13 protein-coding genes are annotated in these 14,862 nt (G+C 44.0%); 4 read left to right on the top strand and 9 right to left on the bottom strand.

Going from position 1 to position 14,862, the window contains the following annotated elements:
- Window positions 1–70: 70 nt before the first annotated feature.
- Window positions 71–3,169, bottom strand: coding sequence for a DNA polymerase III subunit alpha (locus C4K46_RS03875; RefSeq protein WP_209627564.1), 3,099 nt, complete (start codon window positions 3,167–3,169; stop codon window positions 71–73).
- 235 nt (window positions 3,170–3,404) lie between these two features.
- Here C4K46_RS03875 and C4K46_RS03870 point away from each other — a divergent pair, with 235 nt between their 5' ends.
- Together C4K46_RS03870 and C4K46_RS03865 are read left to right on the top strand one after the other, a co-directional pair.
- Window positions 3,405–4,109: an ATP-binding cassette domain-containing protein gene (locus C4K46_RS03870; RefSeq protein ID WP_209627563.1), complete on the top strand. Its 705-nt coding sequence runs from the start codon at window positions 3,405–3,407 to the stop codon at window positions 4,107–4,109.
- An 11-nt stretch (window positions 4,110–4,120) separates the two neighbouring features.
- Complete coding sequence (locus C4K46_RS03865) at window positions 4,121–4,912, top strand: hypothetical protein (RefSeq protein ID WP_209627562.1); 792 nt, start codon at window positions 4,121–4,123, stop codon at window positions 4,910–4,912.
- A 142-nt stretch (window positions 4,913–5,054) separates the two neighbouring features.
- Here the strand turns inward: C4K46_RS03865 and C4K46_RS03860 are convergent, their stop codons facing one another.
- From C4K46_RS03860 to C4K46_RS03825, 8 genes are all read right to left on the bottom strand, one after another.
- Complete coding sequence (locus tag C4K46_RS03860; RefSeq protein ID WP_209627561.1) at window positions 5,055–5,408, bottom strand: hypothetical protein; 354 nt, start codon at window positions 5,406–5,408, stop codon at window positions 5,055–5,057.
- A 21-nt stretch (window positions 5,409–5,429) separates the two neighbouring features.
- Complete coding sequence (locus C4K46_RS03855; RefSeq protein ID WP_209627560.1) at window positions 5,430–6,182, bottom strand: hypothetical protein; 753 nt, start codon at window positions 6,180–6,182, stop codon at window positions 5,430–5,432.
- 22 nt (window positions 6,183–6,204) lie between these two features.
- Window positions 6,205–6,969, bottom strand: coding sequence for a hypothetical protein (locus tag C4K46_RS03850; RefSeq protein ID WP_209627559.1), 765 nt, complete (start codon window positions 6,967–6,969; stop codon window positions 6,205–6,207).
- Between the two features lie 2 nt (window positions 6,970–6,971).
- A complete protein-coding gene (locus C4K46_RS03845; protein WP_209627558.1) occupies window positions 6,972–7,886 on the bottom strand; it encodes an ABC transporter ATP-binding protein in 915 nt (304 codons plus the stop codon).
- A gap of 114 nt (window positions 7,887–8,000) precedes the next feature.
- Window positions 8,001–8,156 (bottom strand): hypothetical protein, encoded by a 156-nt coding sequence (locus C4K46_RS03840; RefSeq protein ID WP_209627557.1) that lies wholly within the window; start codon window positions 8,154–8,156, stop codon window positions 8,001–8,003.
- A 19-nt stretch (window positions 8,157–8,175) separates the two neighbouring features.
- Window positions 8,176–9,975, bottom strand: coding sequence for a serine hydrolase domain-containing protein (locus tag C4K46_RS03835; RefSeq protein WP_209627788.1), 1,800 nt, complete (start codon window positions 9,973–9,975; stop codon window positions 8,176–8,178).
- A gap of 317 nt (window positions 9,976–10,292) precedes the next feature.
- Window positions 10,293–11,102, bottom strand: coding sequence for a CPBP family intramembrane glutamic endopeptidase (locus C4K46_RS03830; protein ID WP_209627556.1), 810 nt, complete (start codon window positions 11,100–11,102; stop codon window positions 10,293–10,295).
- Between the two features lie 92 nt (window positions 11,103–11,194).
- Complete coding sequence (locus tag C4K46_RS03825; protein WP_209627787.1) at window positions 11,195–12,994, bottom strand: serine hydrolase domain-containing protein; 1,800 nt, start codon at window positions 12,992–12,994, stop codon at window positions 11,195–11,197.
- Between the two features lie 250 nt (window positions 12,995–13,244).
- Here C4K46_RS03825 and C4K46_RS03820 point away from each other — a divergent pair, with 250 nt between their 5' ends.
- Both C4K46_RS03820 and C4K46_RS03815 read left to right on the top strand, forming a co-directional pair.
- Window positions 13,245–13,919: a response regulator transcription factor gene (locus C4K46_RS03820; protein WP_209627786.1), complete on the top strand. Its 675-nt coding sequence runs from the start codon at window positions 13,245–13,247 to the stop codon at window positions 13,917–13,919.
- A complete protein-coding gene (locus C4K46_RS03815; RefSeq protein ID WP_338059773.1) occupies window positions 13,916–14,815 on the top strand; it encodes a sensor histidine kinase in 900 nt (299 codons plus the stop codon). Before C4K46_RS03820 ends, C4K46_RS03815 begins: the two co-directional genes overlap by 4 nt.
- Window positions 14,816–14,862 lie beyond the last annotated feature (47 nt).

The raw sequence follows: 14,862 nt of genomic DNA, 5'->3' as shown, positions 1-14,862 counted from the left end.
CTTTTTCTTTTTAACATTCTTTCTGATTATACCACAATCGCGGGGAAAATACTCTCTTTTTCCCAAATTTTTAGCGATAAATCGTTTTCATGCTGATTTTTTCCAAATCGGCCTGGAGCTGGCTGGATTTTTCGACTTTTAAATGGGGTGCAGAGACGGTTTGCTTGTCCTCCTCATAGCGGAGAATAACGGGGATATTCCCCTGGTATCTTTGGAGAATTTGGGCGATTTCCTGGTCTCTTTCATGGTTTTTAAGCTGGATCCAAAAACGTTCCTTGACCGCTTCTTCCAGCTGGTTTAAAATCATCTGCAAACGGCCGTCCCTTTCCTGAATTTTTCCAGTTAGATAGTAAAAATTCTTTTCTTCTAAGTGGCTAGCAAATTGCTGGTAGCTGGCTGGAAACAGGGTGACATCCAAGCGATTTTTGGTATCGCTGACCTGTAAAAAGGCCATATTTTCCCCCTTCTTGGTCCGGATAACCTTGATGGTCTCCACTTGGACCAGGATGGTTGCCTGGCTATCCTGCACCAAATCAGCTAGAGCCGTGAAGGGGTGCTGGGCTTCCCTGCTTAAAGCCAGCAAGGGATGGTCGCTCAAACCTACGCCAAGCAGGGACTGCTCTAGCTCATACTTTTCGCTTTGGCTATAGTCCTCGGCCTCAATCCAGCTATAGGTCTGATCGGCAAAAAGGCTACCCAGTTCCTTGACAAAAACGATGAGATTGGGTAAATTTTGGAGAATTTTTTGGCGATTAGACTCAAAAAGATCAAAAAGTCCAAGTTGAATGAGCGGGGTCAAAAGCGGAATTTTCTGGTAGTTTTCTGGCAGTTTGAGCATAAAATCTTCAACGCTCTTAAAAGGTCTATTCTCGATAATCCAATGCGCAAAATCGCGGGGCAGGCCCTTGATATTTTTGAGCCCTAGGAAAATCTTTTGTTCCTGAAACTTGTCATAATAGGGAATGCTATTGATGCTTAGGGGTGCTAGCTGAAAGCCAAAGTCCAGAGCATCGCTAATATAGTCGCTACTGGAGTAGTTGAGCATGACCTGGAAAAAGACATCTGGGTAATGGGCCTTAAAATAGGCCAACTGAAAGGCCAGGGCCGAGTAGGCATAGGCGTGACTGCGATTGAAACCATAGCCCGCAAACTTCTCCATCACTGCAAAAACTTCCCTGGCCTGGTCTTTAGAGTGCCCCTTTCCCAAGGCGCCTGCAATAAAGTCCTCTGCCATTTGGTGCATTTCCTGGGCCTTTTTCTTGCCCATGGCCCGCCGTAAAATGTCGGCCTTGCCCAGACTAAAACCACCAAATTCTTGGGCCACCTGCATGACCTGCTCTTGATAGAGCATGATTCCATAGGTGGGTAAGAGAATCTCAGCCAGACTATCATCGACTAGCTCTACCGGCTCCTGGCCGTGCTTGCGCTTGACAAAATTATCAATATAATCACTCGCACCCGGCCGATTAAGACTGGTAGTCGCTACGACCTCTTCAAACTTGGAAGGCTGGACACGCTTCAGGAGATTGATGGCTCCGGCCTGCTCAAACTGGAAGATACCCTTGGTTCTACCAGCTGCAAAGAGCTTTAGGGTGGCCTGGTCCTCCAAATCAATCTGCTCAATCTGAATATCTAAACCATATTTATCCTTAGTTAATTCCTGCATTCTTTGGACAAAGGTTAGATTGCGCAAGCCTAAAAAGTCCATTTTCAAAAGCCCATTGCTCTCGACTCCATGGGCATCGTACTGGGTGATGTACATATCTTCCCCGTATTTGAGGGGGAGATGGTCGGTCAAATCATCATCGCTCATGACGACCCCGGCCGCATGAATAGAGGTCTGGCGGGGATTGCCCTCTATCTTCTTAGCAATCTCAAAGGCCTTTTGGTATTCGGGCTTACTATTGATAAGCTGACGAAAGGAAAGTTTGCCCTCATAGGCCGAGCTAAGATTGTCCCGAAAACTAATCTTTCGGGTCATATTGGTCAATTCGTACTCGGGAACACCAAAGCGCTTGAAAACATCCCGAATAGCCTGCCTGGCTCCAAAGGTCGAATAGGTCACGATTTGCGCCGCATGGAGGGTCCCGTAGCGGTCTCGGACATAGCGGATAAATTCTGGCCGATAAATATCCGGAATATCGATATCAATATCGGGCATGGTATAGCGCTCTAGATTTAAGAAACGCTCAAAAAGGAGCTTGTTTTTCACTGGATCGATACCAGTGATTTCTAGGGCATAGGCTACCAGACTACCTACAGCCGAGCCCCGGCCCATCCCCATATAGTAACCCTGGCTACGACCGAAACGCAAGAGATCCCAGACGATTAAAAAGTAATCATCAAAGCCCATTTTATGGATAACGGTCAGCTCTTTTTCTAGGCGCTCCTGGTAGACAGCAGCAAGCAAGCCCTTGGCCTCAAGTCCAGCCTGGGCCCTTTCTCGCAACTCCTCGACAGCTTCTCGCTCAGGATTGAAACGGGGAAGTTTTAGCTGGTTATTGATGGCATAGTCAACCCCTGCTAAAAGCTTATTAAGGTTAGGCAAACACTCTGGATAGGTCTCTGCAAAGGCCGCTTCAAACTGGTCCTTGGATAGGAGAAACTCCTGGCTAGGCAGGGGGCCTACCTCACTCAAACTAATATTTTGCTTGATGGCCTGGAGCATCTGCAAGGTTTCCAAATCCGAACGGTCAAAATAACGGACCGTGTGTAGGGGGAGGCAGGGTCGCTCCAATTCCCTCCTAGGAGTTTGAGGGAAGACTCCAATATAAAAAGAGCAGGGCAAATCCAAGCCTTCAATCCCCTCATAATAGGGAACAATGACCGCTAGCCCTTCCAGGAGGTGACTCATATCCTCCCAGTTTTTCTTACCTGTCATCTTGAGACTGGAAATCTTCATCAGATTGCGATAGCCCTGACTATTGAGGGCCAAGAAACGCAAATTGAGGCTCTCTTCTTGGTAGTCCAGATTGACTTCCAGCCCTAAAATTGGCTGCAAGCCTTGAGCCTTGGCCTCTTCCAAAAAAGAAAAAGCCCCATATAGATTATCCACATCCATGATTCCCAGATGTTTATAGCCCAAATCCTTGGCTGATTTGACGTATTTTTTTATAGAAATCAAACTATCCATAAAGCTATAAACAGTTTTGGTATCTAATTGGGTCATCTCTTTGCTCCTTGCAGTCTTATCTCCTCTTATTATACTAGATTTTGTCAAAAATAGCACCTGAATAGGGGGCCTGCTTCTGATTTCATTCCCCACCCAGAGTTGATTTTTAGCGCTGTAAATTGTATACTGGAAAGAGAAAAGTCCCTTTATAAATTTCGGACCGTTCCTAAATATCATTTAGCAAATCGATGACTGACACACCAAGAAAAATTCCCTAGAAAAAGGAAGTTCTATGACTAAAATCCCTTTGCTTTACTTGGAAAAACTATCCAAGACTTACGGCCACTATCTAGCCTTAGACGCCATTGATTTAACCCTAGAAGCTGGACAAATCGTGGGTCTATTGGGACCCAATGGTAGCGGCAAGACCAGCCTCCTTAAACTGATAAATGGTCTCTTGCAGCCCGATAGCGGGACCCTTTTAATCCAGGGCCAAAAGCCCTCCCTAGCCAGCAAAAAGATTATTTCCTATCTGCCGGATCTAGATCACTTTCATCCGGACATGAAAATCAACCAACTAGTCGGCTATTTTCAAGACTTTTATCCAGATTTTAGAGCTAGTAAGGCTCAAGAGCTCCTTGATGAGTTGGCCCTTGATGGCCAAAGGCCTTTTAAAGACTTGGACAAGGCCCTAAAGGCCAAGGTCAAGTTAATCCTGGCCATGAGCCGCCAGGCTGACCTCTACTTACTCGATGACCCTATCTGCCAAGGGGACCCCGCTAACAGTGCTTATATATTAAGAATCATCAAGGAAAATCGTCCCAAAGAAGCCTCAGTCTTAATCGCTAGCCACCTACCGGTGGACTTGGAAGAGATTTTGGATCAGGTTATCTTTATCAAGGCCGGAAAAATCTTGCTCCATGAGCCAAAAGAAAAGCTCTATCAAGAGAAGCAAGAAAGTATTGAGCAGATTTTTCGCTTTCAATACCGTTTATAAAGGAGGCAAGTATGTTTGGAAAATTATTAAAGCATGAACTAAAAGCTAGCTATAAAATCTATCTTATCCTCTTTATTATCCTGGGAGGCTTTAGCCTCTTGACTGGTCTTTTGGGGATGATTTTTAATAGGAGCGATAACAACACCACCTTACTCCTCCTTCTCCTTATCTTTTTAATGATTGGCTTTATGGCTATTGCCCTCCTAGTGACCAACCTCATGGTTTGTATTCGCCGCTTTTATCGGACGGTCTTTGGAGCTGAAGCCTATCTGACCTGGACCTTGCCTGTCAATCCTCATCAGGTTATCCTCTCCAAGCTGACCAGCAGTATGATTTGGTATAGTCTCAGTCTCTTTGGCCTGATTTTTGCTAGCCTGGCTATCTTCTTATTAGCTAGCCCCAACAATCTGAGCTATGCCCTCCATACCCTAAAAGCCATCTCTTCTTGGTCAGGCTTTACCCTTCTTTTGAGCCACCTAATTAGCATGTTAGCCAACTTTCTCTATCTTTATCTGGTAATTTGCTTGGGACAACTGGCTCAAAAACACCGGCTGGCCCTTAGTTATGCAGCCTTCTTTGGGCTCTGGGCTGCAATTACCATCCTTGAATCTCTCTTTTTAATCAAGGCCGAAAGCCCCTTTGCCTACTACCACTATTTCTATCCTATCTTGCGTCTGCTGGATCCTAGTTATCACGCGCCAGATGAGTTGCTACTCTTTGTCTGTATCTACGATTTCATAAAAATAGGACTCTTTTATAGCGGTAGCTATCTTATCACCAAAAATAAACTCAATCTCCAATAAAAAACTAGCTGTCAACCCTATTTATGAATAGAGTTAGGCAGCTAGTCTTTTTTTCTGGTAGCTTATTTTTTGATTAGCAAGATGAAGTTCCGTTTGACTAAGTGGGGCAAGCTTGAGGCTGGACAAGCACCTAGCCCTGTGGCTAGTCCCTTTTTAAATACCTAATCGTTTTTTTCATCTGCTGGCGATTAGAAAAAACAGTAAGGCCGCCGACAAGTGCCGTTCCCAGCCCCTTGAGCGGTTGATAAATAGCCAAGAGGAGGCCTGCTCCCAGCAAAAGATAGCCGATTCCCAGTCCAAGCTTGGAATAGGTCAGCGCTTTTTCAGGCCTTGGATAGGTCTCCTCAGCCATCCGCCTACTCATATTGCTTAGCTTACTATTGTGCTCTTTGAGCAAGTCCTGTCGCTTCTCCTTTTGCCTTTTCAAATATGCTTCTTGTTTCTTGAGCAGGTCTTGATTTTTTTCAAGAACTGTTTTTTTATGGCCTGTCATCATTTTCTCCCTTTGGTAAAATATTTATAAATCCTGTTTTTTAAAGATTTGAAGGCTAAACCAGCCAAAGACTACTGTTTGAGCAAGTGTAAATAGGATGTAGAGCAGAGTTGTCGCTATATCCGCCACTCTGGTCAGATTAAAATCTAGAACAATAAAGTCAAACAAAGCATTGCCCGGTAGTAAGGAGGCAGGAAGAGTAGTAAAAGTTACATAAACCATAAAGGCGACCACCCCTGCAAAAATAGAACGGCGCCAATAGATAGCAAGACTGACAAATTGGATGATGGCCAGAGAAAGCAGAAATTGCACAAAGAAAGTCAAAAGGAAAGACCAGACAAGGCTAGCGGACACATTCCCAAGGCCGTGTAGTAGGCTAGATTCCACAAACAGCAGGCCATAATAGAAAAGGAGATTAGCAAAGGATAGGATAGCAAGCGTGATATTTTTCAAGATGAAAAACTGAGCGCGCGACAGGCCCTTAGTCAGCCTGGCTTGATAATGTTTTCCTGTCAAATCACTCCCCAAAAAGAGAAGAGACATGACAAGCGTAACAAGAAAAATCGCGAACGAATCAAAAGTCCCCTTAACGAGAGACTCCATCCCCGTCAAGGGACTTGTAGTAAGAAATCTTGGTATGAGAGACTGATTTCCCGCAATACCAAGCAGGCGCCCAAAAAGATTTAGCTGAACATAGATAAAAAATAAAATGGTTGTCGCTCCAAGCACTCTAGAACGCCTGAGCTGATAAAAATCAGCCTTGATAGCATCAATCATAGTCCACTTCCTTTGCAATCAATTATAGGTCCTGCTTCCTAAAGATTTTTAGGGCAATCCAGCCAAAGATTGCGGCTTGTGCTATCATAAAGACAATGAAAAAGAGACTGGTCGTCACATCAGCCGCCTTGGCCATGGGAAACTCGATATTGATAAAGTTGAAAAAGGCGTTGTTTGGAAGGAGTCTAGCCGGAGTGGTCAGACTTGCTGTAAAGATGATAAAGCCAACCAGACCAGGAATAGGCGAATGCGTCCAGTAGCTAAAGAGATTGACCAATTGAACAACTGCTATAGTAACGACTAGCTGGGCAAGGAGGGTCAAAAGGAAGCTGAAGAAGAAGCTAGCTGACACTTGTCCAATCCCATTCAAAAGGCTAGACTCTACAAAGACTAGTCCATAAAACAGGACGAGATTGATAAGAGAGAGAAGAGCAATCGTTACATTCTTGGATAGGAAGAATTGTCCCCGCGACAAGCCCTTGCTCAGGCTATTCTTGTAGCGTTTATTCATCAAATCGCCCCCCAAGAGTAAGAGAGCCAGAATCAGGGTGAAAAAGAGAATGCTATTAGAATTAAAGCTACTCTTCATCAAGGCTTCCGCACCTGTCCATGAACCAGTAGACATCTGAAACTTAACTTGTCCGTCCATCATCACAGACATATCTACATCATTACTGGTCCTGAAGAAAACCAAGGTCTGAGAATAGATAAAGAGAAGAATCTCTGTCCACCAGAAAATTTTAGAGCGAAATAACTGATAAAGATCGGATTTTACGGTATCAAACATGCTTAGTTCTCCTCTTCTACTAGGTTGGTAAAGTAAGACTCAAGACTGGTCTTTTCATCATGAATTTGGCTGACATCAATATCCTCCTGTACCAAGGTCTGGACAAGAATCTTAATCTGGTCTGCCCGCTCAAAGATATGGATTTCGTTCTTGCCCACTACCTTAAAGCTCATACCCAGAAATTCTCTAATTACACGACTGGCTCCCTCGATATCTGAAGTTTTTAGAACGATGTATTCATCACTAGCCGCCTCAAACTCTTCCTTGCTCATTTCCTTTATCAGCTGGCCATTTTCGATAATACCAAACTTAGTGGCAACTTGGTAGAGCTCAGCTAGGATATGACTGGAAATAATAATGGTCGTGCCGTATTTTTCGTTGAAATGCTGAATCATCTTTTTAAATTGGCTCATACCGATAGGATCTAGCCCATTGGTCGGTTCATCTAAAATCAAGAGGTCAGGACGCGAGAGAAAGGCAATAGCAATCCCCATACGTTGCTTCATTCCCAGAGAAAAGGCGCGGAATTTCTTCTGCGGGTTATTTTCCAGGCCGACAATGCTTAAGACATCCGGGATAACCGTGTCCGCATTAGGCACACCGTAGGCCTTGCAATAGTAAGCAAGATTTTCATAGGCGGACAGATGCCCGTAAGCTACGGGATCCTCAATAACGGAGCCCACGCGCTTGAGGGCCTCATTCCAGGTCCGCTCATCTCTTGAGCCAAAGATTGATACCTGACCCTCGTCCGCATAGACCAGACGGGTCAAGATTTTCAGAAGAGTGGTCTTTCCTGCACCATTTCGCCCAATCAGACCATAAATATCCCCTTTTTTAATGGTCAGGTTTAAGTTTTTTAAGGCAGTTTGTTCCTTATATATTTTTGTGAGATTAGTCACTTTTACTACTGTTTCCATAGTATTCCTTTCGTTTTTCGCTTATTTTAAAAATGCTAGAGGCCTTGGCCACATGCTATACCTCTATCATACCATTTATTTTGGCTAAGTTTTTTTCCTAATTCTAAAAAGTTTCTAAACTTTTTTGACTTCTGACAATTTCCCCCTATTTTTCTTGGTATATTTCAAGCGCACAGGCGCTTTCTTCCTTTCTTCAGCTAACTTGCCAATAATCGCCAGGGCTCCAAAGGCCACAATCGAGCCCAAGATAAGGTATTTTACTTTTTTCATAGATTATCCTTTCTAACTTTTATAACACCCAAAATTGGTAAAGGTTCCAATAAAGGATATTGACTAGCATGATAAAGGCGGTTGAACTAGTTGCAATCGTGAGAGTCTTACGCGCCTTACTGGTAGATTTAAAGGCAGAGCGCCAAGCGACCGGTAAAAGAGTGCTAACAATCAAGAGCAGTCCTATCACAAGGAAAAGCATGAATTGCCAGCGACCAACAGCTGTTGAACCGCTTGTTTCAATAGCTACAAAGGCAGTCATAAAGTTGACCGGCACAATGAGTACAAGCCCCGCAGTCACATAATACCAAATCTTCCAAGCTAAACTGGCAGCTTGTTGATTTTTCTTGCGGAAAATCAAACGATAAAGTTTAAGAATAAAACCGCCGATATAAACGAGTAAGGCATAAACTACCGCCCCTGCTGCCAAAATCAAAGTGCCATAATCCTTCATCACATCCCACATAGACAACTTAAGCCAGTCAGTACCTCGCGTGCTGATTACATAGCGACCCTGGTTTTTTCCTGCCGTCCAGAAACCAAGTATCTGACTGATAATCGGGAAAGTATCAGGATTTTCAATATAAGAAGTTGCAAGTACCATTTTATCCAGAGACAAAGGACCTCGGTGAATGGTACGAGCTATACGATAAAAGCCAGGCTGGAAATTTCCCAGGTCTTCTTTAGAAGCTGACTTTGCCTTACCGTAAAACAATTCAAGCATTTTACTGGTATAATTCATTTCTCCACCTTGGTTGACCATGACGATAGAGGCAATACCGGATTTCAAATCAAACATAAGACTAGCTGTAAAACCTGTTGTATTCCCTCCATGCCCAAGAACTCTAGTGTTTTCATACTCTATTGACCACAGTCCGTGAGCATTATTTGGAATACTTGAGTTTGTATAAGTGGAAGTCGTGCTGTAAAAAGTTTCCCACGTTTCTGCTCGTTTAAAGAGCGTCTCCTTGCTCAAGAGGGCTTGGGCAAAAAGCTTAAGGTCTGACATTTTCCCAACAGCCCGCCCTGCTGGATAAAGCCCTACTTCAAAAGGTGTCAGCCCCTTTGACTTACCGTTTGCATCATAGGCTTTTTCTGTCTTGCGTTTTTTCTGTACATAGGCATTATCTGACAAATCAGGTTTGAGGGCGGTATACTTCATATCCAAGGGCTGGAAAATATGCTCGTGCACATAATCCGCATAAGACTCTCCGCTGATTCGCTCCACGATATAAGCCGCCAGAGCCGTTCCATAGTTGGAGTAGGACGTTACTGTCCCTGGCTCATGGCTCTGTGCTGGCTGCTCCCCCTTCAGTAATTCTTCCAAACTCTTGTCAGCTCCCATATAAAGAACTGTCTCATCAAAACCGGCTTGGTGATTCATCAAATCCAACATGGTAATAGGTTTGTCATACTTAAGAGTTTTTAGGAAGCCTTTCGGTAGATATTCTCTAATGTCAGTTTTTAAGTCAATCTTCCCTTCTTCCCAAAGCTGCATGACACTGATCCAAACAGTGATTTTGGTCATTGAACCCCATTCAAAGACAGAATCGTCATCTACTGCTAGTTTCTTTTCCTTGTCCATATAGCCAAAGTTATGTTGATAGAGAGTATTGCCCTCCTTGTCAATGACAGCTGTTGCCAAGCCTGCACTGGTCTTTTCGTGCTCCTTATAGTAGTCCTCAATCTTCTGACCGATTTGGTCGTAAGACGTGCCTGACGGCAATTTTTGCTCATCAGCGTAAGTGTGCCCCGCTCCAAGAGCGACCAAGCCACAGGTTACCAGCGCCACAGCGCCCTTCAAAAATGATAGTTTCATCATTTCCCTCCTTTAATTTTGATGACATTTAAAAATATTTCCCATGCTTATTGTGAGTCCAATTCCAGCGTTTCTGCCCTTAACTCTTTTCGCTTCTTTTTTAGATTGTCTAAGCCCTCATTCACTAGTCTGAAAGTTAGGCAAACAAGAAAGGCTAGTAGCCATTTGATAATCATGTGTTTCTCCTTTGTTTTGATTATATTTCTAGTTTAAGGACTAAACTTCAAATATTTATCAAGCAATTCTAAAATATTTCTAAAGTTTTTTGAACAGATAATAAAAAACCAGCAGAAAAACTGCTGATTTGATTGAAACACTTATTTTTTCTGCTCGCCCTTAGTCAGCCAATAGGCTAGGACTAGGAGGAAGGGAGAGGCAAAAAGACTGGTTGGTCCAGCTCCAAAGGAGGCCAAGGGAGTGATTCCTGCTAGCATAAAGAAGGGCAGGGTCAAGCCTCCAACCGCATCCGCCACCCCATGAGCAAAGGCTGGTAGCCAAATGGTCTGGCTCCGCTCATAGTAAATATCCCAGATAATTCCTGTTGTCACTGCATTGATACAGTAGGGAAGGAAATTTATCAGGCGCTCACCCAGAGTCAGATTGCCCATTAGAAGCAGCAAGGGCAGGTGCCATAGGGTCCAAATCAGCCCACCTAGAATCCGGCCTTTTGTTGAACCGTATTTTTGCTTCAGATAGGGGTAGAGAATCCCCCGCCAGCCTACTTCTTCACCCAGGCCAGCCAGACTAATAACTAAGGTCCAGACAGTAAAAATCATCAAAAGCGAGATAAGAAGAGAACCACTCAACTTAAAGACAAAATGTTGCGGAAAAATTAAAAAATAAATAAGCGCGGGGACAAAAATAGAAAGGACTGTCCAAAACCAAGTAGCCAGATAATCAGGCCACTTGCTCGCCAACTTCAACTTCCAGCCAATCTTCTTGACAGGCGTGCCGGCTAGAAAGGCAGCTACCATTGGAGCCAACATGCCGAGTAAAGAAAAGAGGGTACCTAGATTTTTTTGATTGCTGGCGATGAAATAAACAGAAATGAGTTGTCCCAGAGTGCCTAAACCAAAAGCCCAAAAGAGGAACTTTTTAATCTTGGAGGTCGAAATAGAATCTTGCATTGAAAATGCTCCTTTCCTTTTTAGTTCTATCTTTGGCTAAACTTCAAAGATTTTGAAATTTGGGATAAGTAAGATAGTTTCAACTATCCTACTTATAAAAGCCACCACTGGTACAGAGACCAGTAGAGAATATTAGCTAGCATGATAAAGGCTGCCGAGCTAGTCGCGATGGTCAAAAAGTTCCGTGCCTTGCTAGCTTGTTTGAAGAGCGAAGGCCAAACAAAAGGAAGAAGACCACTGGCGATTAAGGCAAGGCCGACTAGGGCAAAAATCATAAATTGCCAACGACTACTTGCCGTGGAAGCCGTAGCCTGAATGGTTGAGATAGCGGTCATAAAGTTGACTGGCAGAAGTAAAATCAAGGCTCCCGTTAGGTAGTGCCAAAGTTTCCAGGCCAGAGGAGCCGGGTTCTGCTCCTGCTTACGGAAAATCAAACGATAGCATTTGATCAAGATAGCTCCCAGATAGGCTAGCAGGACATAGGCCAGGGCCAGACCTGCAAAAATCACAAAAGCATAATCCTTGATGACATCAAATGTGGACATTTTGACATAGTCAGAAATAGGCAGGCTAATCACATAACGACCATCCTTTTCTCCAGCTGTCCAAAAGCCCTGGTGAGCAACAGAATGACTAGGATCGGTGATATAAAGGGTGTGGGAGGTCATTGGCACCATCTTCATCAAAGAAAGCGGTCCCTGATTAAAGGTGCGGGTGATACGGTAAAAACCAGCTTGGAAGTTCTTGACCGCCTCTTTAGAGGCTGATTTTTTCTTACCATAGATGAGCTCAGTCATATCACTAGTAAAGGTGGTCTCGTGACCTTGATTGACCATGATAACCGAAGCAATTCCTGACTTCAAATCAAGCAAGAGACTAGTCGTAAAGCCGGTGGTATTTCCACCATGACCTAGAGTTCTAGTATTTTCATACTCTGTCGACCAAAGACCATGGGCATTGATGGGGATATCCGCTTCTGGGTACTTATAGCTGGCGCTATAAAAGGTCTCCCAGGTTTCGGCCTTCTTAAAGAGAAGCTTTTTTTCAAGCAGGGCCTGGGCATAAAGTTTTAAATCAGACATTTTCCCGACTGCCCGCCCAGCTGGATAGAGGCCTACCTCAAAGAAACTAGAACCCATTAGCTGACCCTTACTATCATAAGTCTTTTCTGACTTGCGCTTTTCTTGGACAAAAGCATTATCCGATAGGTCTGGTTTAAGGGCGGTATTTTTCATTCCCAAAGGCTGGAAAATATGCTCGTGAACATAGTCTGCATAGCTCTGACCGCTCACGCGCTCCACGATATAAGCAGCCAGGGCCGTACCATAGTTAGAATAGGCAGTTACCTGACCAGGCTGATAAGTTTGGGGTGGCTGATCTTTCTTTAGTAGCTCCTCCAAACTCTTATCATGACCCAAATAAAGGGTTGTTTCATCAAAACCTTCTTGATGATTCATCAAGTCCAGCATGGTCAGAGGTTTTGAATACTTGAGATTTTTTAAGAAATTCTTGGGGAGATAGGTCCTAATATCGGCCTTGAGGTCGATTTTCCCCTCTTCCCAAAGCTGCATGACACTGACCCAGACTGTGGTCTTGGTGGTTGAGCCCCACTCAAAGACAGAATCATCGTCTACTGCTAACTTCTTTTCCTTGTCCATATAGCCAAAGTTCTGTTGATAAAGTGTCTTGCCGTCTTTATCAATGACGGCCGCTGCTAGGCCAGCACTGGTCTTTTCATTTTTATGATAATAATCCTCAATTTTCTGACCGATTTGGTCATAAGCAAGGCCCGACGGCAACTTTTGCTCATCTGCCCGAGCATGTCCTGCACCAAAAGCTAGCAGACCGCAGGTCACTAAGGCTAGGCTTGCTTTTAAGAATGATTGTTTCATCATTTGATTCTCCTTTATTTTGATTACACTTCTAGTTTATCGACCAAACTTCAAATATTTATCAAGCAATTCTAAAATATTTCTAAAGTTTTTTGAAAATCAAATCTACTATTTTCGAAAGAAGCAAAGAAAGCTTGAAATAGTAGGCTTTCTAGTAAAACATATATTTATTTGTTTTACTGGTAAATATTTGTCAAAGGAAGACCCAATGGATATAATAGAAGAAAATGGTAAAAGAAAGAGAGTTACTATGGCGCGGATTTTAATCATTGAGGATAATTCTGATATCCAAGAAATCTTACTCGACCACTTGGGTGGGGAGCATGACATCACCCCTGCTTACTCCGGCACAGAAGGATTGAGCCTCTTTGCGACGAGAGAATTTGACCTCATTTTACTAGACATCATGCTGCCGGGCAAGACTGGAAATGAGGTTTTAAGTGACATTAGAAAAAGTCACCAAATCCCCATCATCATCATGACTGCCCTCAGCGACAAGGGCTTGGTCAGCCAGTACCTACTTGCTGGCGCCAATGACTACCTTGTCAAACCCTTCAATCTTGAGGAAGTCCATGCCCGTATCGCTGTCCAGCTTCGCCAGCTAGAGCCTGCGACCGACAATCTGCGATATGGCAAACTTTCCCTGGATAGAAACCTCTTTGAAATCAGAAATGGAGAGGCAAGAGCTCGTTTGTCTAAGAAAGAATTTCTCATCTTGGAAAAACTTATCGCCCACCCCCAAAAAATCTATACCAAGGAAGAACTCTATGAGCAAGTCTGGGGGGAAATCTATATGGCAGGTGATAATACCCTCAATACCCATCTCAGCAAGCTCCGCAAGAAATTAGCAAAAATCGATGACTCTCAGGACTATATCGAGACCGTCTGGGGCTTGGGCATTCGCTTGAAAGGAGATAAATCGTGATTTTTCTTATCATCAGCCTAATCTTTCTCTTGCTTTTAATCATCAGCCTCGCCCTCTTTCACTCCTACCACCGCTCACTCCTGCGTCAACTGACGGCGGCAGTGGCTAGTAAACACAAAAGCGGTAGCCAGAGTCGTCTCCTGACACCAGCAGATAGGGCAGACTTTCAAGCTCTCACGCTTGAAATCGACAGCCTTTTTGATGACTTACACAAGAGCAATTCCCTGGCCCAAGAAGAAAAAAAGACCCTGGATAGGGTCATCAGCAATATTGCCCATGACATACGCACGCCCCTGACAGTAGCTAGTGGCTACACCCAGCAGCTTTTGAAAACGGCGGGCCCACAAGAGGCAACTAGTCTAAAAAAAGTAGCCACCCAACTCCAGGTCGTATCCAACCGCCTTGAAGATTTGCTGGAATACCGCCGGCTATTAGAAGGCGCTGTCCGCTCGGAGCTTACGACCTTTGATTTGTCTCAGCTAACCACGCGCGAAATCCTCCAGTATTACGATGCCTTTCAAAAGGCAGGAATTGAGCTGGAGCTAGATATTGACGATAAGATTGAAGTCCTGTCCGACCCTACCATTTGCCAACGCTTTATCCAAAATCTGATGAGCAATATTCTCAAACACGCCAAGGAAGAAGCCCATATCTCCCTCAAGCTAGAGGACTCCTTTATCCTATTGTGCTTTAGCAATCAACTCAAACAGCCCATTCAGCGTTTGGAGCGCTTGACCAGTCGTTTTTATTCGGAAAATATGTCTCGTTCAGAAGAGTCATCTGGCTTGGGCCTCTATATCATCCAGCAGTTGGTCGAATTGATTGACGGCGAACTCCTCTTAGAGGCTTCCGAGCAGGATTTCACTGCCATTATTAAATTAAAAAATCATTTATAAAATAAAAAGCCGACTTTCCTACTGCAGCCTGAAAGCCTGGCTCTATC

It is taken from the genome of Streptococcus oricebi (assembly GCF_017883985.1).
Lineage (GTDB): Bacteria > Bacillota > Bacilli > Lactobacillales > Streptococcaceae > Streptococcus > Streptococcus oricebi.
This window is presented reverse-complemented; position numbering and strand designations above follow the sequence as displayed.

Bases quoted from the DNA above. Each gene is read 5' to 3' on its own strand.
- C4K46_RS03820 (WP_209627786.1), top strand. From the start codon at position 13,245: ATGGCGCGGATTTTAATCATTGAGGATAATTCTGATATCCAAGAAATC.
- C4K46_RS03840 (WP_209627557.1), bottom strand. From the start codon at position 8,156: ATGAAAAAAGTAAAATACCTTATCTTGGGCTCGATTGTGGCCTTTGGA.
- C4K46_RS03855 (WP_209627560.1), bottom strand. From the start codon at position 6,182: ATGATTGATGCTATCAAGGCTGATTTTTATCAGCTCAGGCGTTCTAGA.
- C4K46_RS03835 (WP_209627788.1), bottom strand. From the start codon at position 9,975: ATGAAACTATCATTTTTGAAGGGCGCTGTGGCGCTGGTAACCTGTGGC.
- C4K46_RS03845 (WP_209627558.1), bottom strand. From the start codon at position 7,886: ATGGAAACAGTAGTAAAAGTGACTAATCTCACAAAAATATATAAGGAA.
- C4K46_RS03875 (WP_209627564.1), bottom strand. From the start codon at position 3,169: ATGACCCAATTAGATACCAAAACTGTTTATAGCTTTATGGATAGTTTG.
- C4K46_RS03865 (WP_209627562.1), top strand. From the start codon at position 4,121: ATGTTTGGAAAATTATTAAAGCATGAACTAAAAGCTAGCTATAAAATC.
- C4K46_RS03830 (WP_209627556.1), bottom strand. From the start codon at position 11,102: ATGCAAGATTCTATTTCGACCTCCAAGATTAAAAAGTTCCTCTTTTGG.
- C4K46_RS03860 (WP_209627561.1), bottom strand. From the start codon at position 5,408: ATGATGACAGGCCATAAAAAAACAGTTCTTGAAAAAAATCAAGACCTG.
- C4K46_RS03825 (WP_209627787.1), bottom strand. From the start codon at position 12,994: ATGAAACAATCATTCTTAAAAGCAAGCCTAGCCTTAGTGACCTGCGGT.
- C4K46_RS03870 (WP_209627563.1), top strand. From the start codon at position 3,405: ATGACTAAAATCCCTTTGCTTTACTTGGAAAAACTATCCAAGACTTAC.
- C4K46_RS03850 (WP_209627559.1), bottom strand. From the start codon at position 6,969: ATGTTTGATACCGTAAAATCCGATCTTTATCAGTTATTTCGCTCTAAA.